Origin of the sequence: Pseudomonas sp. B13(2017), from assembly GCF_002113245.1 — a bacterium.
In the GTDB taxonomy this organism is placed as follows: domain Bacteria; phylum Pseudomonadota; class Gammaproteobacteria; order Pseudomonadales; family Pseudomonadaceae; genus Aquipseudomonas; species Aquipseudomonas putida_Z.
The window spans coordinates 59,244-76,890 of the sequence record NZ_NEJX01000010.1 but is presented as its reverse complement, the minus strand read 5'-3'; the positions used below and the strand labels follow the sequence as shown (position 1 = coordinate 76,890).

General features: G+C 64.4%; 14 protein-coding genes. 4 read left to right on the top strand and 10 right to left on the bottom strand.

Annotated features, from left to right (window positions below; genetic code table 11):
* Positions 1-230: 230 nt before the first annotated feature.
* Both gyrA and mtnA read right to left on the bottom strand, forming a co-directional pair.
* Positions 231-2,996: a DNA gyrase subunit A gene (gene gyrA / locus CAG44_RS14805; RefSeq protein ID WP_085589990.1), complete on the bottom strand. Its 2,766-nt coding sequence runs from the start codon at positions 2,994-2,996 to the stop codon at positions 231-233.
* Positions 2,997-3,287: 291 nt separating this feature from the next.
* Complete coding sequence (gene mtnA, locus CAG44_RS14800) at positions 3,288-4,364, bottom strand: S-methyl-5-thioribose-1-phosphate isomerase (protein WP_025338099.1); 1,077 nt, start codon at positions 4,362-4,364, stop codon at positions 3,288-3,290.
* Between the two features lie 111 nt (positions 4,365-4,475).
* On the opposite strand from mtnA, the gene ubiG reads away from it, so the two are divergent.
* The 3 genes from ubiG to CAG44_RS14785 all read left to right on the top strand — a co-directional run bounded on the left by ubiG (position 4,476) and on the right by CAG44_RS14785 (position 6,733).
* Entirely contained in the window at positions 4,476-5,174 is a 699-nt protein-coding gene (gene ubiG / locus CAG44_RS14795) for a bifunctional 2-polyprenyl-6-hydroxyphenol methylase/3-demethylubiquinol 3-O-methyltransferase UbiG (RefSeq protein WP_025338098.1), read from the top strand.
* A gap of 2 nt (positions 5,175-5,176) precedes the next feature.
* Positions 5,177-5,848 carry an N-acetylmuramic acid 6-phosphate phosphatase MupP gene (gene mupP / locus CAG44_RS14790; protein ID WP_046615545.1) on the top strand — a complete coding sequence of 224 codons (672 nt, stop codon included), beginning with the start codon at positions 5,177-5,179 and terminating at the stop codon, positions 5,846-5,848.
* Positions 5,849-5,992: 144 nt separating this feature from the next.
* Positions 5,993-6,733, top strand: a complete 741-nt coding sequence (locus tag CAG44_RS14785) for a YciK family oxidoreductase (RefSeq protein ID WP_085692409.1) — start codon at positions 5,993-5,995, stop codon at positions 6,731-6,733.
* A 118-nt stretch (positions 6,734-6,851) separates the two neighbouring features.
* Here CAG44_RS14785 and CAG44_RS14780 read toward each other — a convergent pair whose 3' ends face one another.
* From CAG44_RS14780 to CAG44_RS14750, 7 genes are all read right to left on the bottom strand, one after another.
* Complete coding sequence (locus CAG44_RS14780) at positions 6,852-7,637, bottom strand: TenA family transcriptional regulator (RefSeq protein ID WP_085692408.1); 786 nt, start codon at positions 7,635-7,637, stop codon at positions 6,852-6,854.
* Positions 7,638-7,667: 30 nt separating this feature from the next.
* A complete protein-coding gene (locus CAG44_RS14775; protein WP_085692407.1) occupies positions 7,668-10,124 on the bottom strand; it encodes an EAL domain-containing protein in 2,457 nt (818 codons plus the stop codon).
* Positions 10,125-10,362: 238 nt separating this feature from the next.
* Complete coding sequence (locus tag CAG44_RS14770) at positions 10,363-12,195, bottom strand: ABC transporter ATP-binding protein (protein WP_075044054.1); 1,833 nt, start codon at positions 12,193-12,195, stop codon at positions 10,363-10,365.
* Positions 12,188-12,820 carry a DsbA family protein gene (locus CAG44_RS14765; RefSeq protein WP_085589984.1) on the bottom strand — a complete coding sequence of 211 codons (633 nt, stop codon included), beginning with the start codon at positions 12,818-12,820 and terminating at the stop codon, positions 12,188-12,190. Before CAG44_RS14765 ends, CAG44_RS14770 begins: the two co-directional genes overlap by 8 nt.
* 3 nt (positions 12,821-12,823) lie before the next feature.
* Positions 12,824-13,756, bottom strand: a complete 933-nt coding sequence (locus tag CAG44_RS14760; RefSeq protein ID WP_025338092.1) for a rhodanese-related sulfurtransferase — start codon at positions 13,754-13,756, stop codon at positions 12,824-12,826.
* Between the two features lie 219 nt (positions 13,757-13,975).
* Positions 13,976-14,272 (bottom strand): BolA family transcriptional regulator, encoded by a 297-nt coding sequence (locus CAG44_RS14755; protein ID WP_003252644.1) that lies wholly within the window; start codon positions 14,270-14,272, stop codon positions 13,976-13,978.
* A 10-nt stretch (positions 14,273-14,282) separates the two neighbouring features.
* Positions 14,283-14,807, bottom strand: coding sequence for a DUF2059 domain-containing protein (locus CAG44_RS14750; RefSeq protein ID WP_025338091.1), 525 nt, complete (start codon positions 14,805-14,807; stop codon positions 14,283-14,285).
* A gap of 155 nt (positions 14,808-14,962) precedes the next feature.
* On the opposite strand from CAG44_RS14750, the gene CAG44_RS14745 reads away from it, so the two are divergent.
* Complete coding sequence (locus CAG44_RS14745) at positions 14,963-16,357, top strand: class II fumarate hydratase (RefSeq protein WP_025338090.1); 1,395 nt, start codon at positions 14,963-14,965, stop codon at positions 16,355-16,357.
* A 123-nt stretch (positions 16,358-16,480) separates the two neighbouring features.
* Here the strand turns inward: CAG44_RS14745 and CAG44_RS14740 are convergent, their stop codons facing one another.
* Entirely contained in the window at positions 16,481-17,443 is a 963-nt protein-coding gene (locus CAG44_RS14740) for a DMT family transporter (protein WP_085692406.1), read from the bottom strand.
* Between the last annotated feature and the right edge of the window lie 204 nt (positions 17,444-17,647).

The window sequence follows — 17,647 nt, the reverse complement described above, 5'->3', positions numbered from 1 at the left end:
AAAATCGTAATTCGGTGCTGACCAACTAAAACTGTGTCGCCTGTCATGGGCCTGCCTTGCAGGCCATCGCCGGCACGCCAGCTCCCACAGGGACTGCGCAAACCTCGAAGCTCGCGCTGAACCTGTGGGAGCCAGGCTTGCCGGCGATGGGCCGCACAGCGGCCCCAATGACCTGGCCTGATCAGTCAAACGGGGCGACCTTGGTCGCCCCGTTCGGGTTTTACGCTTGCTTACTCCTGCGGGGCCTCTTCGGCACCAGCAGCTTCTTCGTTGTCTGGCGCTTCAGCCTCGACGCCCTCTTCGTCCGTCTCGATCACATCATCGAGTTCGTCCTCGGAAGGCTCCTGGATGCGCTCCAGGCCCACCAGCGTCTCGTCGGTAGCCAGCTTGATCAAGGTCACGCCCTGAGTGTTACGGCCCAGGCTGGACACTTCGCCAACGCGGGTACGCACCAGCGTGCCCTGGTCGGAGATCAGCATGATCTCTTCGCCTTCCTGCACCTGGATGGCGCCGATCAGCAGGCCATTGCGCCCCTTGGTACCCATGGCGATCACGCCCTGGCCACCACGGCCGCGACGCGGGAACTTGGACAGCGGTGTGCGCTTGCCGAAGCCACGCTCGGAGGCGGTGAGGATCTGCGCGCCGGATTCCGGGATCAGCATGGAGATGATCTGCTGGCCCTTGCCCAGCTTCATGCCGCGCACGCCACGGGCGTTACGGCCCATCTCGCGCACCACGCTTTCAGCGAAGCGGATCACCTTGCCGGCGTCGGAGAACATCATGACTTCCTTGGCACCGTCGGTGATGGCCGCGGCGATCAGGGTGTCACCTTCCTTCAGCTTCAGGGCGATCAGGCCGTTGGAGCGCGGACGGGCGAACTGCACCAGCGGGGTCTTCTTCACGGTACCCGAAGCGGTGGCCATGAAGATGTAGGCGCCGGTCGGCTCGGCCACCCACTCAGGGGTGTCGCCGTCTTCCTCGTCCACTTCCTCGGCCTCGACCACTTCGCCTTCGAGCACGGTGTCTTCCGCGTCCTCCAGCTCCTCGTCGGCGTCAGCGTTCTGCTGCAGGGCCTCGAGGTCGATCTGCAGCATGGCGGTGATGCGCTCACCTTCCTCCAGCGGCAACAGGTTGACCAGCGGGCGGCCGCGCGCGGCGCGGGACGCTTCAGGGATGTCGTAGGTCTTCAGCCAGTACACCTTGCCCTTGCTGGAGAACAGCAGCAGGGTGGCATGGCTGTTGGCAACCAGCAGGTGCTCGACGTAGTCCTCGTCCTTCACCCCGGTAGCCGACTTGCCTTTGCCGCCACGGCGCTGGGCCTGGTAGGCAGACAGCGGCTGGGTCTTGGCGTAGCCGCCGTGGGAGATGGTCACCACGCGCTCTTCTTCCGGGATCATGTCGCCGTAGTTGAGGTCGTGGCGCGCATCGAGGATTTCGGTACGGCGGGCATCGCCATATTCGGCGCGGATGGCTTCCAGCTCTTCGCGGATCACTTCCATCAGGCGCTCGGCGCTGCTGAGGATGCGGATCAGCTCGCCGATCTGCTCGAGGATTTCCTGGTACTCGGCCAGCAGCTTCTCGTGCTCAAGGCCGGTCAGGCGGTGCAGGCGCAGGTCGAGAATGGCCTGGGCCTGTTCCGGCGACAGGTAGTACTTGCCTTCACGCAGGCCGTACTGCTCCGGCAGGTCCTCGGGGCGGCAGGAATCGGCGCCGGCGCGCTCGACCATGACCTGCACGGCACTGGATTCCCAGGCAGTGGAGATCAGGGCTTCCTTGGCTTCGGACGGGGTCGGCGAGGCCTTGATCAGGGCGATGACCGGGTCGATGTTGGACAGCGCGACCGCCTGGCCTTCGAGGATATGGCCGCGTTCGCGGGCCTTGCGCAGCTCGAACACGGTACGGCGGGTTACCACTTCACGGCGGTGACGCACGAACGCTTCGAGCAGGTCCTTGAGGTTGAGCAGGCGCGGACGGCCGTCGACCAGGGCCACCACGTTGATGCCGAATACGCTCTGCAGCTGGGTTTGCTGGTAGAGGTTGTTGAGCACCACCTCCGGCACCTCGCCGCGACGCAGCTCGATGACGATGCGCATGCCGTCCTTGTCGGACTCGTCGCGCAGCTCGGTGATGCCTTCGATCTTCTTCTCTTTGACCAGCTCGGCGATCTTCTCGATCAGGCGAGCCTTGTTCAGCTGGTACGGCAGCTCGGTAACCACGATCTGCTGGCGACCACCGACCTTGTCGATGTCTTCGATCTCGGAGCGGGCACGCATGTAGATGCGACCACGGCCGGTACGATAGGCCTCGATGATGCCCTGGCGGCCGTTGATCAGGCCGGCAGTCGGGAAGTCCGGGCCAGGGATGTGCTGCATCAGCTCATCGATGGTGACTTCGGGGTTGTCGATGAGTGCCAGGCAGCCATCGATGACCTCGCCGAGGTTGTGCGGCGGGATGTTGGTCGCCATGCCCACGGCAATACCGCTGGAGCCGTTGACCAGCAGGTTGGGAATACGGGTCGGCATGACCGCCGGGATCTGCTCGGTGCCGTCGTAGTTGGGCACCCAGTCGACGGTCTCCTTGTGCAGGTCGGCCAGCAGCTCGTGGGCCAGCTTGGCCATGCGCACTTCGGTGTATCGCATGGCTGCGGCGTTGTCGCCGTCCACCGAACCGAAGTTGCCCTGGCCGTCGACCAGCAGGTAGCGCAGCGAGAACGGCTGGGCCATACGCACGATAGTGTCGTAGACCGCGGTGTCGCCGTGCGGGTGGTACTTACCGATCACGTCACCGACCACACGGGCGGATTTCTTGTACGGCTTGTTCCAGTCGTTGCCCAGTTCGCTCATCGCATAGAGAACGCGACGATGCACGGGCTTCAAGCCGTCACGCGCATCGGGCAGCGCTCGCCCGACAATCACGCTCATCGCGTAGTCGAGGTAAGACTGTCTCAGTTCGTCTTCGATATTGACCGGGAGGATTTCTTTGGCCAGTTCGCCCATGAGAAGCCTGATTCCTTTTTCTGGTGAAACTTCGCAGCTCCATCAAGGGCCGAACGAAGCTCGCCGCCGCAGCGCATAAGGGTGCGACGACTTACGACAAATCAATGAGTTGTGCCATGGATCTGCGCAATGAAGGCCGCCGTGATGGGCGGTCTTGGAAACTGCCGGATGTTATCACAAAGGCAGGGGCGGTGGGGAGATGTGGCAGGTGGCCTCACACGAGGTTGAATCTTCGGATTTTCACTGGCTTCTTCGCGGGCGCGCCCGCGAAGAGGCCAGCGAGGTTTCCGATCAGTGCAGGCGCTTGCGGCAGATCAATTGTGCCAGTTTGGCGGCATCCGGCCGCTCGACGATGCCGCGCTCGGTCACGATCACGTCGATCAAGTCGGCCGGGGTCACGTCGAACACCGGGTTGAACACCTCGACATCCGGCGCCACGCGGGTGCCGCCAATGTCCAGCAACTCGTCGGCAGCGCGCTCTTCCAGCGGGATGTCCTCGCCCGTGGCCAGGTTCAGATCGATGCTGGTGCTCGGCGCCACCACCATGAAACGTACACCGTGGTGCATGGCGCTGACCGCCAGCTGGTAGGTGCCGATCTTGCTGGCCACGTCGCCGTTGGCGGCGATGCAGTCCGCGCCCACCACCACCCAGGTGATGCCCTTGCTCTTCATCAGGTGGGCCAGCGCCGAGTCGGCGCACAGGGTCACCGGGATGCCTTCGTTGGCCAGTTCCCAGGCAGTCAGGCGCGAACCATGCAGCCAGGGGCGGGTCTCGCCGGCATACACCCGCTCGACCATGCCCTCCAGGTAACCGGCGCGGATCACCCCCAGCGCGGTACCGAAACCACCGCAGGCCAGGGCGCCGGCGTTGCCGTAGGTGAGCAGGGTCTGGGCGTTGCCCTGGTGGCGGCGGATCAGCTCGATACCGTGCTGGGCCATGGTCAGGTTGGCTTCGCGGTCGCTTTCGTGGATGGCCACCGCTTCGGCCTCCAGCGCCGCCAGCACGCCTTCGTCCGGACGCAGGCGCTGCAGGCGCTCACGCATGCGGTTCAGCGCCCAGAACAGGTTGGCGGCGGTAGGGCGCGCTTCAGCCAGGACAAGGAAGTCTTCTTCCAGGTCCATTTCCCAGTCGCCACCCTCGGCCAGTCGCTCTTCCAGGGCCAGCACCAGGCCATAGGCCGCGGCAATGCCGATGGCCGAGGCGCCGCGCACGGCCATGTCGCGGATCGCCGCTGCCACCTGCGCGACATTGTCGCAGGCCAGCCAGCGCTCTTCCGACGGCAGCAGGCGTTGGTCGAGCAGGTGCAAGACGCCGCCCTGCCAGCGGATCCCGGTCACCTTCTCCGCCGCCAAAAGTCGCTCGCGCATCGCCTCTCCCCGTCGTTCGGATATCAAAAGCCGGCGATTATAGCGACCCTCGGGGCCGAGCGCTCGGGTATACTCCGGCGCAATTTTGCGAAGTTTCAGAGGACTGTTCTAATGAGCAACGTCGACCGCGCCGAAATCGCCAAGTTCGAAGCGCTGGCCCACCGCTGGTGGGACCGCGAAAGCGAGTTCAAGCCGCTGCACGAAATCAACCCGCTGCGCGTCAACTGGATCGACGAGCGCGCCAGCCTCGCCGGCAAGAAAGTGCTGGACGTGGGTTGCGGCGGCGGCATCCTCAGCGAGGCGATGGCCCTGCGCGGCGCCACGGTCACCGGCATCGACATGGGCGAAGCGCCACTGGCCGTGGCCCAGCTGCACCAGCTGGAGTCGGGCGTGCAGGTGGAATACCGGCAGATCACCGCCGAAGCCCTGGCCGAGGAAATGCCCGAACAGTTCGACGTGGTCACCTGCCTGGAAATGCTCGAGCACGTACCCGACCCGTCTTCGGTCATCCGCGCCTGCTACCGCATGGTCAAGCCTGGCGGCCAGGTGTTCTTCTCCACCATCAACCGCAACCCCAAGGCCTACCTGCTGGCCATCGTCGGCGCCGAGTACATCCTGAAGATGCTGCCGCGCGGCACCCACGACTTCAAGAAGTTCATCCGCCCGTCCGAGCTGGGCGCCTGGAGCCGCGTTGCCGGCCTGCAGGTGAAGGACATCATCGGCCTGACCTACAACCCGCTGACCAAGCACTACAAGCTCAGCAGCGACGTCGACGTCAACTACATGATCCAGACCCTGCGCGAGGAATAAGCATGCGTTTGCAAGCAGTACTCTTCGACATGGACGGCACCTTGCTCGACACGGCGCCGGACTTCATCGCCATCTGCCAGGCCATGCTCGCCGAGCGCGGCCTGCCGGCCGTCGATGACAAGCTGATCCGCGACGTGATCTCCGGCGGCGCCCGGGCGATGGTCGCCGCGACCTTCGCCATGAGCCCGGAGGCCGAAGGCTTCGAGGCCCTGCGCCTGGAGTTCCTCGAGCGCTACCAGCGCGACTGCGCGGTGCACAGCAAGCTGTTCGACGGCATGGCCGAGCTGCTGGCCGACATCGAGAAAGGCAACCTGCTGTGGGGCGTGGTCACCAACAAGCCGGTGCGCTTCGCCGAGCCGATCATGCAGCAACTGGGCCTGGCCGAGCGTTCGGCGCTGCTGATCTGCCCGGACCATGTCAAGAACAGCAAGCCCGACCCCGAGCCGCTGATCCTCGCCTGCAAGACCCTCGGCCTGGACCCGGCCAGCGTGCTGTTCGTCGGCGACGACCTGCGCGACATCGAGTCTGGCCGCGACGCCGGCACCCGCACGGCGGCGGTGCGCTACGGCTATATTCATCCAGAGGACAACCCCAACAACTGGGGCGCCGACGTGGTGGTGGACCACCCGCTGGAACTGCGCAAAGTGATCGACAGCGCGCTGTGCGGCTGCTGAGTTGCAACGGCTGACGACGGACCCTGTGGGAGCGGGCACGCCCGCGAAGCAGGCACTGAGGTGGATGGCACCGGCTTTGCCGGTGTTCGCGGGCACGCCCGCTCCCACAAGGGTATGTGTCGCGGCATAAATAGGGAATACAAAATGTTCGACTACACCGCCCGCCCCGACCTGCTGCAAGGCCGGGTCATTCTGGTTACCGGTGCCGGCCGCGGCATCGGCGCCGCTGCCGCCAAGGCCTACGCTGCGCTGGGCGCCACTGTGCTGCTGCTGGGCAAGACCGAGGCCAACCTGAACGAGGTCTACGACCAGATCGAAGCCGCCGGGCACCCGCAACCGGTGGTGATACCGTTCAACCTGGAAACCGCCCTGCCCCACCAGTACGACGAACTGGCGGTGATGATCGAAGACCAGTTCGGTCGCCTCGACGGCCTGCTGAACAACGCTTCGATCATCGGCCCGCGCACGCCGCTGGAGCAGCTGTCAGGTGACAACTTCATGCGCGTGATGCACATCAACGTCGATGCCACCTTCATACTCACCAGCACCCTGCTGCCGCTGCTGAAGCTGTCGGAAGACGCTTCGGTGGTGTTCACCAGCAGCAGCGTCGGGCGCAAGGGCCGGGCCTACTGGGGCGCCTATGGCGTGTCCAAGTTCGCCACCGAGGGCCTGATGCAAACCCTGGCCGATGAACTGGAAGGCGTGGCACCGGTGCGCTCCAACAGCATCAACCCGGGCGCCACGCGCACGGCGATGCGGGCGCAGGCCTACCCCAGCGAAAACCCGCAGAACAACCCGCTGCCGGAAGAGATCATGCCGGTGTACCTGTACCTGATGGGGCCGGACAGCAAAGGGGTGAATGGGCAGGCGTTCAACGCCCAGTAAGCCTGCACCGGCCTCTTCGCGGGCACGCCCGCTCCCACAGGATCACCATAGCCCTTGAGGACTGCGCCATACCTGTGGGAGCGGGCGAGCCCGCGAAGAGGCCGGGACAGGAGAGCGATCAGCCCGCTGCCAACACCGGGCGCATGCGCCCCTGCTGGCGCCCTTCCAGCTGCATGCACCGCTCCAGGAACAGGTACATGCAGTCATAACTCTTGCAAATCGCCTTGCGCAGTTCATTGCGCAGCCCCTGGGTCGGGTTCTCGCCGGCCAGGGTGCAGATGATCTCCAGCGCCTCCCACGGGTGCGCGTCGTCATACTGGGCATGCATCTTCAGCCACTTCATCGCCCGCTTGCGCTGATCCTCCGGGAAGCCCAGCGCATAGGTGTCGGTGGAGCACACCACCGCCGACCATTCACCGGTCGCACCTTCGATGGCGTAGTTGGTCGCCGCCATGGAAATGGCCAGGTTCTCGGTGGCGCACACGCGCCAGCACCAGTCATTCAGGCCATTCAGCTCTGGCGGCACTTCCTGGGCCTGCAGCTCGTGCAGGTGCACGCCATGCGCCTGGCACCAGTTCACCCAATAGTCGGCGTGGTTGAGCTCGACACGGATGTTGCGCATCAGCCAGCGCCGCGCCATGTCTTCGCCCTGATGACGGCCATATCGGGTCTTGGTCAGGTTGTGAGCCATGTACAGCGAAAACTGCTCCACCACCGGCCAGCCACCGATCAGGTACTGGCGAATGGTCGATTGCTTCAACTGGCCATCGCGCAGGCGCGCGTAGAAGTCATGCTCGACTACCCGGCGCTTGCTCTCGCGGCAGTCTTCAATCAGTTGCTGGGCCCATTGGGGGTAGCTGGCGGGATCCATCAAAGGCCCGATACGAACGAATGCGTCAATCACTTTCAGCTCCTTGATCCTTGTGATTTCTAGCTAGCGAAACGTGCCAGGTGCCCGCTGCAACAGAGGCCGGGCGGCGATCCGTTGGCGCTGCAGACTGTCACAGGTGAACACCTGGGGGCGTTCGATGAGGTAGCCCTGGGCGTAATCCACGCCAATTTCCTGCAAGGCCTGCTCGATCAAGGGTGTTTCGACGAATTCGGCAATGGTGCGCTTGCCCATTACGTGACCGATGTGGTTGATGACCTCGACCATGGCCCGGTTGACCGGGTCGTCGAGCATGTCCTTGACGAAACTACCGTCGATCTTCAGGTAATCCACGGGCAAATGCTTGAGATAGGCGAACGACGACATGCCAGCGCAGAAATCATCGAGCGAGAAGCGACAACCCAGCCCCTTCAACTCGTTGATGAAGCGGATGGCGCTACCAAGGTTGGCTATGGCGCTGGTTTCGGTGATTTCGAAACAGATCATCCGCGGCGGAATGGCGTATTCGACGAACAGGCGTTGCAGGTATTCGAGGAACTTGTCATCGCCAATGCTCGACCCCGACAGGTTGATCGCACAGATCGACAGCGGCCCCTCGCGCCCTTCGTCCAGGCACTGGCGGATGACCAGGAACACATTGCGCACCACCCAGCGGTCCAGCGCGGTCATCAGGCCGTAGCGCTCGGCCGCCGGGATGAAGCTGCTGGGCAGGATGGTACGGCCGCTTTCGTCGTGCAGGCGTAGCAGGATCTCGATATGGCCGGGGCCTTCGAAGGTTTTCAGCGGGGCGATTTCCTGGGCGTACAGGCAGAAGCGGTTTTCTTCCAGGGCCACGTGCAAGCGCTGGATCCAGGCCATTTCGCCAAAGCGCATGGACAGCTCGCTGTCGTCGGCATGGTACACCTGCACGCGGTTGCGGCCCTTTTCCTTGGCCATGTAGCAGGCCATGTCGGCGGCGCGCAGCGAGGTTTCGAGGGTACCGGGGGACTGGGCCATGTGCACCAGGCCGACGCTGACGGTGGTGACGAACGGCCGCCCTTTCCACACGAAATGCAGGCTCTGCACCAGCTGGCGCAGCTGCTCGGCAATGCGCTCGGCCTGGTCGGGCGGGCAGTTTTCCAGCAGCACGCCGAATTCGTCACCACCCAGCCGGGCCAGGGTATCGCCTTCGCGCAGGCCGGACTGCAGCACGGCGCAGATGTGCCGCAGCAGCTCGTCGCCAGCGGCATGCCCGCAGGTATCGTTGACCAGCTTGAACTGGTCGAGGTCGAGGAACATCAGCGAATGCCGCCCGGCCTGGCGGGCCAGGTCATTGAGCGCCTGCTCCAGGCGGTATTCGAACTCGCGACGGTTGGCCAGGCCGGTCAGGGCATCGTGGGTCGCCTGCCAGGACAGGTTGGCGATGTACTGGCGCTCCTGGGTCATGTCGTGCAGCACCAGCACGATGCCGCTGACCTGGCCGTCATTGACGATCGGCGAACCGACCAGGTTGACCGACACGGTGCTACCGTCCAGGCGCTGGATCAGCCGGGCATGTTCGGCGCCACCCTTGAGGCTGCCGCTGAGCACCTGTTCGACCAGGCTGCGGCCCTCTTCCTCGGCCTGCTCGTCCACCAGGCTGAACAGCGCCGACAGCGGCAGACCTTGGGCATGGCCGGCCTGCCAGTGGGTCAGTTGCTCGGCGGCGGGGTTCATGTAGCCGATACTGCCCTCCACGTCAGCGGTAATCACCGCATCACCAATGGCCTGCAGGGTGATCTGCGCCCGCTCCTTTTCTTCCTGCAGGGCACTGGCAAAGGCCTGGCGCTGGGCCAACAGCTTGCTGGAGCGGCGCCAGGCAATGGCAATCAGGAACATCGCGGTCAGCAGGTTGGTAATCAGCAGCACCCGCAGCAGCATGCGCGAGCCCTCACCCAAGGCATCGCTGAACGCCTTGGCGGCCGGGGTAACCCCTTCGTTGATGGTGACGATGCGCGCCTTCCAGTCACTGACCGTGCGGGCGTCGACCGGGCCAGCGGCGAAGCTGCTGCGCATTTCCATGGCCAGCATATCCAGCTTGCCCAGGTAGTCGTCGCCGATGTCCCAGTAGTCGATGGCCGTCTGCATGTAACTGACGTTGCGGAAGTTGCGATAGAACCAGATGATCCGCTCGACATCGTCGGGGTGGTTGCCGCCTTGCAGCACGGCCTGGCGCGCGGCGTTCAGGTCGGGGCTGGGCTGGTCCAGCACTTCGCGCAGCTGGTGGTCGCCCTGGGGCACGGTGATGGCCTGGCGATAGCGATGGTAGGTGCTGTCGTCGCGGGTTTCGGCGTACAGGTTGAGGTAGTAGATGGCGTCTTTCTGCGCCTTGGACCAAAGGCTTTCGCCCGCGACATAGGCACGCACGGCCGAGAGCGTATAAAGGCTGAGGCTGCCCAAGGCTACCTGGAAGACCACAACGGCGATGAAGGGCCAGGTGATGCCGAGCAACTTTGGCGCTTCTAGAGTGCGATGTCCCTTCATGGAGTCCCTGTCACAGAGCAGATAAGGCGCAAATCAACCCAGACAAGCACAGCGTAGGCCATTTGCCATCCTCGCGGTTGGGTTTTTTATGACAGGGAACCTGGAGATTTTCGCACGGCCTTCCCGGCCCTATCGCCGGCAAGCCAGCTCCCACAGGTAACCCCACAATGCTCAGGCCTGTGGTAATCCTGTGGGAGCTGGCTTGCCGGCGATAGGGCCCGCACAGGCTGCCAAAAATTCAGCTCTGCTGCAGGTGCCCATACAACTTGGCATACAACCCACCCTCGGCAATCAGCTGCTGATGGTCGCCATCCTCGGCCACATGCCCGCCGTCGAACACCAGCACCCGGTCGGCCTGTTTCACCGCCGACAGGCGGTGGGCAATGATCAGTGTGGTGCGGCCGCTGAGGAAGCGCGCCAGGGCCTGGTGCAGGTTGTATTCGGTGGCGGCATCCAGGGCCGAGGTGGCTTCGTCGAGGATCACCACCTTGGGTTCGGCCAGCACCATGCGGGCAATGGCCAGGCGCTGGCGCTGGCCACCGGACAAACGCACGCCGGAGCGCCCCACCACACTGTCCAGGCCCTGGGGCAACGCGGCGATGGTGGCATCCAGCTGGGCAATGCGCAGCGCCTGCCAGCAGGCCTCGTCGCTGCAGTCACGGCCCATGGTCAGGTTGGCGCGCACGGTGTCGTTGAACAACGACGGGTGCTGCAATACCACCGCGACGTTTTCGCGCAGGGTTTCCAGGCCGATTTCCTGCAGGCTGGCGCCGCCAAAGCGGATGGTGCCGGCCTGGGCGCTGTAAAGGCCCAGCAACAGCTGCACCAGGGTGCTCTTGCCACCACCGCTGGCGCCGACGATCGCCACCTTCTCGCCCGGGGCGATGGACAGGTCGAGGTGCTCGAGCACCGGCTCGTCGGCATAGGCAAAGCGCAGGTCGCGCACTTCGATGCCCACCGTCTCGCGGCCGGCGAACGGGTCGCTGGCAGCCGGGTACTGCGGCTCGTCGTCGCGTGCCAGCAGTTCGTTGAGGCGGCTCAGCGCACCACCGGCGGCGTAGTAGGCGTATTGCAGGTTGAGCAGCTGCTCCACCGGGCCGATCATGAACCACAGGTAGCTGAACACCGCCAGCATCTGGCCGATCGACAGGTCGGAGAACAGCACGGTGAGCATGGCCGCAGCGCGGAAGATATCGATGCCGAACTGGAACAGCAGGCCACTGGCGCGGCCGCTGGCATCGCTCTTCCACTGCGAATCCACGGCGTAGTCACGCACTTCGCGGGCGCGCAGGCCAAGGCGACCGAGGAAGTAGCCCTGGCGGTTGCCGGCGCGGATCTCCTGAATGGCGTCGAGGGTTTCCGCCAGCGCCTGGGTAAACCGTGCGGTGCTGTCGTTCTCGAGCTTTTTCAGGTGCTTGACGCGCTTGCCCAGCTGCACGGTGAAGTAGATCACCAGCGGGTTGAACAGCAAGATCAGCAAGGCCAGCTGCCAGTGCATCCAGATCAGGATGGCCGCCGTGCCGGTCAGGGTCAGCATGGCCACCAGGAAGCGGCTAAGGGTTTCGCCGACGAACTTGTCGAGGGTGTCCAGGTCGGTGACCAGGTGGGTGGTCACCGTGCCGCTGCCCAGGCTTTCGTATTCCTTCAGCGAGATGCGCTTGAGCCGCTCGATCAGCCGAATGCGCAGGCGGTAGACGATGTCCTTGGCCAGGCCGGCGAACAGCTTGGCCTGGATCACGTTGAACGCCAGGGCGGCCAGGCGCAGGCACAGGGTCAGCAGCAACATCAGGCCGATGTAGCCCGCGGCCACCTGCCAGCTGGACGGCAGCAGGTGGTTCATCCACTTCAGCGCGGCATCGCCATGGCCCAGCAGCACTTCGTCCACCAGCAGCGGCAGCAGCAGTGGGATAGGCACACTGCAGCAGGCCGCCAATACGGCGATGAGGTTGGCGGACCAGAGGTTTTTCTTGTGATGCAGGGCCAGGCGGCGGATTTCCGCCCAGCTCAATCGATCGGCCACAGTGTGAGGTTTGCCCGGTACCGGGTCGGGTGACCCAGGCACATCAAGCACAGGCGGCCTGCTGCAGCCAGCGGCCGAGCAAGGGTTGCAGGCGATCCAGCGGCTGGTAGCCGTTGGTCAGCAGGGCCAGTTGGCCATTGCGTTCGGCAAGCAAGGTCGGGAAACCGGCGATGCCCAGGTCCTGGGCCCAGCTGAAATCGGCTGCAGTGGCGGCGCGGGTATCGGCACGGGCGAAGGCCTCGGCGAACACGGCACGGTCGAAGCCTGCCTGTTCGGCCAGGTCGACCAGATGCGGTGCAACGGTAACGTCCACGCCTTGCTCGTAGAACGAACTCTGGATCAGCGCCAGCAGCGGCCAGACGCGCTCGGCGTCCAGTTCGCGGGCGGTGACCAGGGCACGGCAGGCCGGCTCGGTATCGTAGACGAAGCCGTCGGGCATGGCCCCCTCGAAGCGGAACGGCTGGCCGGTGGCATCGGCCACCGCCTGCCAGTGTTCGAGGATGTACTTGCGGGTAGAGCTGTCCAGGGCACTGCCGCCGGTACGCAGCCCGCCCGGCACCAGGCGGGTGGGCACGCCTGCGTCACGCGCCTGGGCGATCAGGGCCGCGGCCACGGGTGCGAAACCCCAGCACCAGGAGCACATCGGGTCCATCACATAGATCAGGCGTGCAGACATGCATCAAGCCTCGGCTTTGTAGTTGTAACCGATCGGGTGCGGCAGGTTGCGGGCCTTGGCCAGCTCGATCTGCTTCTGCCGGTCGATGGCGCTGCGCCGGGTCTTCTCGCTCAGGGTGTCCCAGCAATGCGGGCAGCTGACCCCTGGCGAATAGTGCTCGGACGCGCGCTCCTCTGCATTGATCGGGTGGCGGCAGGCGTGGCACTGGTCGTACTCGCCTTCGCTCAGGTCGTGGCGCACCGTGACGCGGTTGTCGAAGACGAAGCAGTCGCCGTCCCACAGGCTTTCTTCCTGAGGCACTTCCTCGAAGTATTTCAGGATGCCGCCCTTAAGATGATAGACCGCCTCGAAGCCTTCACCGAGCATGTAGCTGGAGGCTTTTTCGCAACGGATACCGCCGGTGCAGAACATGGCAACCTTCTTGTGCTTGCTGGGGTCGAAGTTGGCCTTGATGTAGTCGGGGAACTCGCGGAAGGTTTCGGTCTTCGGGTCGATGGCGCCCTTGAAGGTACCGATGGCCACTTCGTAGTCGTTGCGGGTGTCGATCAGCAGCACTTCCGGGTCGCTGATCAGCGCGTTCCAGTCCTTGGGCTCGACGTAGGTGCCGACCGCCTGGTTCGGGTCCACGCCCGGCACGCCGAGGGTGACGATCTCTTTCTTGAGCTTGACCTTGGTGCGGTAGAACGGCTGTTCGTCGCAGTACGATTCCTTGTGGTCGACATCGACCAGGCGCGGGTCGTTGCGCAGCCAGGCCAGCAGGCCGTCGATGCCTTCGCGGGTGGCCGACACGGTGCCGTTGATGCCCTCGTGGGCCAGCAGCAGGGTGCCCTTGACGTTGTTGTCAAGCATGGTTTTGAGCAGCGGCTCGCGCAGCTCGACGTAGTCTTCCAGGGTGACGAACTTGTACAGCGCCGCGACGACGATGGGTTGGGACATGAAGCAGGATCTCCAGTGGTTGCCCTCGTAAGGGGCGGACCGGGTTACACAAGAAACAGGGGGCCGCTGCGCGCCCCATCGCCGGCAAGCCAGCTCCCACAGGTATTGCGCCACACTCAAGAAGGGCGCTTTACCTGTGGGAGCCGGCTTGCCGGCGATGGGCTGCACAGCAGCCCCCTTTTGGGATGTTGCGGATTCTACCAGAACAACAGCAAGGTTTCAGTGCCCGCCGCCCGCGCACACCGGCGAGGCCGGTGCAACGCCGACCTTGGCCCACTCTTCGGCGGTGTAGGTGTGGATGGCCAGGGCATGGATCTCGCCCATCAGCTCACCCATGGTGGCGTACACCTTCTGGTGGCGCTTGACGCTGTTCAACCCGGCAAACTGCTCGCTGACGATCACTGCCTTGTAGTGGGTCTCCTGACCACGACTGTGCATGTGGCTTTCATTGAGCACTTGCAGGTGTTGCGGCGCCAGGGCGGCCAACTGCTGTTCGATACGCTGTTGCATGGTCATCGCGGCGTACTCACTTCTTCGCCGGGGCGGCGGCCTTGCCAGCGTTCGGGTCCAGCTCCTTGGTCATGTCGTCCAGCAGCTTGTTCACCACCGGTACCGCTGGTTCCAGGCTCTGCTGGGTCAGCTGGGCCGACTGCTGGGTGACCTTGGGCATTTCGCGCAGCACTTTCTTGCCCAGCGGCGATTCGTAGAACTTGACCAGGTCCTTGAGCTCCTGCTCGGTGAAGGTCTGAGTGTACAGGTCGACCATCTTCGGCTTCAGCTTGTTCCAGCCGATGGCGTTGTCCAGCGCGGCGTTGGCCTTGGCCTGGTAGCTTTCCAGCACCGCCTGCTTGGTGGTCGGGGCCTTGGTCTGGGCGAAACGCTGGGCGAACATCTGCTGGACCTGCATGTACACCGGGGTGCCCAGCTTGTCGGCGTTGGCCAGGGTCAGGAATTTCTCGGCAGCAGCGTTGTGGCTGGCGGTGGCAGCGAGTACCTGGCCGCTGGCGCAAGCCAGGGCAACGGCGGCACAAAGGACACGGAGACGGGTCATTGCATTTCCTTCAGAAGAGAGGGAGGCGGGTACCTCAGAGTAGAGCATTCTGCGCCGTGGTGGCGATGTGCTCAAGTGGCACGACGAGCGACGGAACCGCTCGGTCGAATCAGGGCCTAAACTGCGATTTCGAACTACACAGGAGTGAGTACAGAATGAGCCGTATCGAGACAGACAGCCTGGGCCCGGTCGAAGTTCCTGAGGACGCCTACTGGGGTGCGCAGACCCAGCGTTCGCTGATCAACTTCGCCATTGGCAAGGAACGCATGCCCATCGCGGTGCTGCACGCCCTGGCGCTGATCAAGAAGGCCGCGGCCCGCGTCAACGACCGTAACGGCGACTTGCCAGCCGACATCGCCCGGCTGATCGAGCAGGCCGCCGACGAAGTGCTGGGCGGCCAGCATGACGACCAGTTCCCGCTGGTGGTCTGGCAGACCGGCAGCGGCACCCAGAGCAACATGAACGTCAACGAAGTGATCGCCGGGCGTGCCAACGAACTGGCCGGCAAGGGCCGTGGCGGCAAGGCGCCCGTGCACCCCAACGACCATGTCAACCGCTCGCAGAGTTCCAACGACTGCTTCCCCACCGCCATGCACATCGCTGCGGCGCACGCGGTGCACGACAAGCTGCTGCCGGCCATCGCAGAGCTGTCCTCGGGGCTGGCCGAGCTGTCGGCACGCCACCACAAGCTGGTGAAGACCGGCCGCACGCACATGATGGACGCCACGCCGATCACCTTCGGCCAGGAAGTGTCGGCCTTCGTCGCCCAGCTCGATTACGCCCAGCGCGCCATCCGCGCCACCCTGCCGGCGGTGTGCGAACTGGCCCAGGGCGGCACTGCCGTGGGTACCGGGCTCAACGCCCCGCATGGTTTTGCCGAAGCCATCGCCGCCGAGCTGGCAGCGCTGTCCGGCCTGCCGTTCGTCACTGCGCCGAACAAGTTCGCTGCCCTCGCCGGCCACGAGCCGCTGACCAGCCTGGCCGGCGCCCTGAAGACCCTTGCCGTGGCCCTGATGAAGATCGCCAACGACCTGCGCCTGCTGGGTTCCGGCCCGCGCGCCGGGCTGGCCGAGGTACGCCTGCCGGCCAACGAGCCGGGCAGCTCGATCATGCCAGGCAAGGTCAACCCGACCCAGTGCGAAGCGCTGTCGATGCTGGCCTGCCAGGTGCTGGGCAACGACGCGGCGATCGGCTTTGCCGCCAGCCAGGGGCATTTGCAGTTGAACGTGTTCAAGCCGGTGATCATCCACAACCTGCTGCAGTCGATCGAATTGCTGGCTGACGGCTGCCGCAACTTCCAGCAGCACTGCGTGGCGGGCATCGAGCCGGATGCCGAGCAGATGGCAGCGCACCTGGAACGGGGGTTGATGCTGGTGACGGCACTGAACCCGCATATTGGCTATGACAAGGCGGCGGAAATTGCCAAGAAGGCCTATGGCGAAGGCAAGACCTTGCGCGAGGCGGCACTGGAGTTGAAGTACCTGACCAATGAGCAGTTCGACCAGTGGGTGAGGCCGGAGAACATGCTGGCTCCGGGGGGCAAGGGCTAAGTTCTTCATTGCCTGTACTGGCCCTATCGCCGGCAAGCCAGCTCCCACAGGTTCCCCATAATGCTCAGGCCTGTGGTAATCCTGTGGGAGCTGGCTTGCCGGCGATAGGGCCAGTACAGGCGATCAATTAACCTGGGCCAACCGCGCCCTGCGGGCTCGCCACCCGGCCACCAGCGAAGGCCCCAGCGCCACCAGCGCCGAACCCAGCACCACCGTCACTGCCCCCACATAGCCCAGGGCATTGATGTCCTCGGCGTGCACATACTCAGGCCACACCAACGCCGCCAGCGCCACCGCGACAAAGGTCACCAGCGGGGTCAGCGCCAGCGTGGCACTGACCCGCGACGCTTCCCAGTGCGCCAGCGCCTCGGCGAACGCGCCATAGGCCACCAGGGTATTCAGGCAACAGGCCAGCAACAGCCAGCCTTGCACCGGGGTCAGCTGCAACGCCTCCAACGGGTGGACCCAGGGCGTCAGCAGCGCGGCGCAGCTGAGGTAGATCACCATCATTACCTGCTGCGAATGCCACACAGTCAGCAACTGCTTCTGGCTAAGCGCATAGAACACCCAGATGCTGGTGGCCAGCAGGATGGTCAGCACGCCGGTGGTATAGGTGCCGAGCGAGGTCAGCAACTCTTCCAGGCGCTGGTTGAAAAACAGCCCGAACCCCGCCAGCAGGATCAGCAGACCCACGCCCTGCCCCAGGCTGAAACGCTCGCGGAACACGAACACGCTGGCCACCAGCAACAGCACCGGGCCGATCTGCACGACCAGTTGCGCGGTGCCCGGGCTGAGCAGGTTGAGGCCGATCAGGTACAGCACATAGTTGCCCATCAGGCCAAGCACGGCCACTACCACAAGGCCTTTGCGCTTGGGAGCCAGTTTGCGCAAGGAGGGCAACCTGCGCTTGGCGGCCAGCCAGGCAAACAGCAGGCCACCGGAAACCAGCAGGCGGTACCAGGTGACGGTGACCGGGTCGACCACTTGCAGCACCTGCTTGAGCTTGATCGGCAGGATGCCCCAGAGCAATGCAGTCAGAAGTGCCAGGAACAGGCCATAGCCCCAGCGGCCGGTAATGGTGTGCATAAAATCCTCGATCAAGCCCGTGGTGGGGGTAGTTGAATTCTACGGGCTTGGAGGGCGGGAACGGTGGCGGATGCCGGGAAAAGAATTCATCAGGTCATTCTTCTGCGGCATGGCTTGGCAGGTGTGCGGCCTGTTCTGGCCCTTTCGCGGGCACGCCCGCTCCCACAGGAATACCACAGGGCTGAATTTTGTGGGATCCCTGTG

Coding starts and splice junctions, on each gene's coding strand:
- gyrA (WP_085589990.1), bottom strand. CDS start 2,996: ATGGGCGAACTGGCCAAAGAAATCCTCCCGGTCAATATCGAAGACGAA.
- mtnA (WP_025338099.1), bottom strand. CDS start 4,364: ATGCGCGAGCGACTTTTGGCGGCGGAGAAGGTGACCGGGATCCGCTGG.
- ubiG (WP_025338098.1), top strand. CDS start 4,476: ATGAGCAACGTCGACCGCGCCGAAATCGCCAAGTTCGAAGCGCTGGCC.
- mupP (WP_046615545.1), top strand. CDS start 5,177: ATGCGTTTGCAAGCAGTACTCTTCGACATGGACGGCACCTTGCTCGAC.
- CAG44_RS14785 (WP_085692409.1), top strand. CDS start 5,993: ATGTTCGACTACACCGCCCGCCCCGACCTGCTGCAAGGCCGGGTCATT.
- CAG44_RS14775 (WP_085692407.1), bottom strand. CDS start 10,124: ATGAAGGGACATCGCACTCTAGAAGCGCCAAAGTTGCTCGGCATCACC.
- CAG44_RS14765 (WP_085589984.1), bottom strand. CDS start 12,820: ATGTCTGCACGCCTGATCTATGTGATGGACCCGATGTGCTCCTGGTGC.
- CAG44_RS14760 (WP_025338092.1), bottom strand. CDS start 13,756: ATGTCCCAACCCATCGTCGTCGCGGCGCTGTACAAGTTCGTCACCCTG.
- CAG44_RS14755 (WP_003252644.1), bottom strand. CDS start 14,272: ATGACCATGCAACAGCGTATCGAACAGCAGTTGGCCGCCCTGGCGCCG.
- CAG44_RS14750 (WP_025338091.1), bottom strand. CDS start 14,807: ATGACCCGTCTCCGTGTCCTTTGTGCCGCCGTTGCCCTGGCTTGCGCC.
- CAG44_RS14745 (WP_025338090.1), top strand. CDS start 14,963: ATGAGCCGTATCGAGACAGACAGCCTGGGCCCGGTCGAAGTTCCTGAG.
- CAG44_RS14740 (WP_085692406.1), bottom strand. CDS start 17,443: ATGCACACCATTACCGGCCGCTGGGGCTATGGCCTGTTCCTGGCACTT.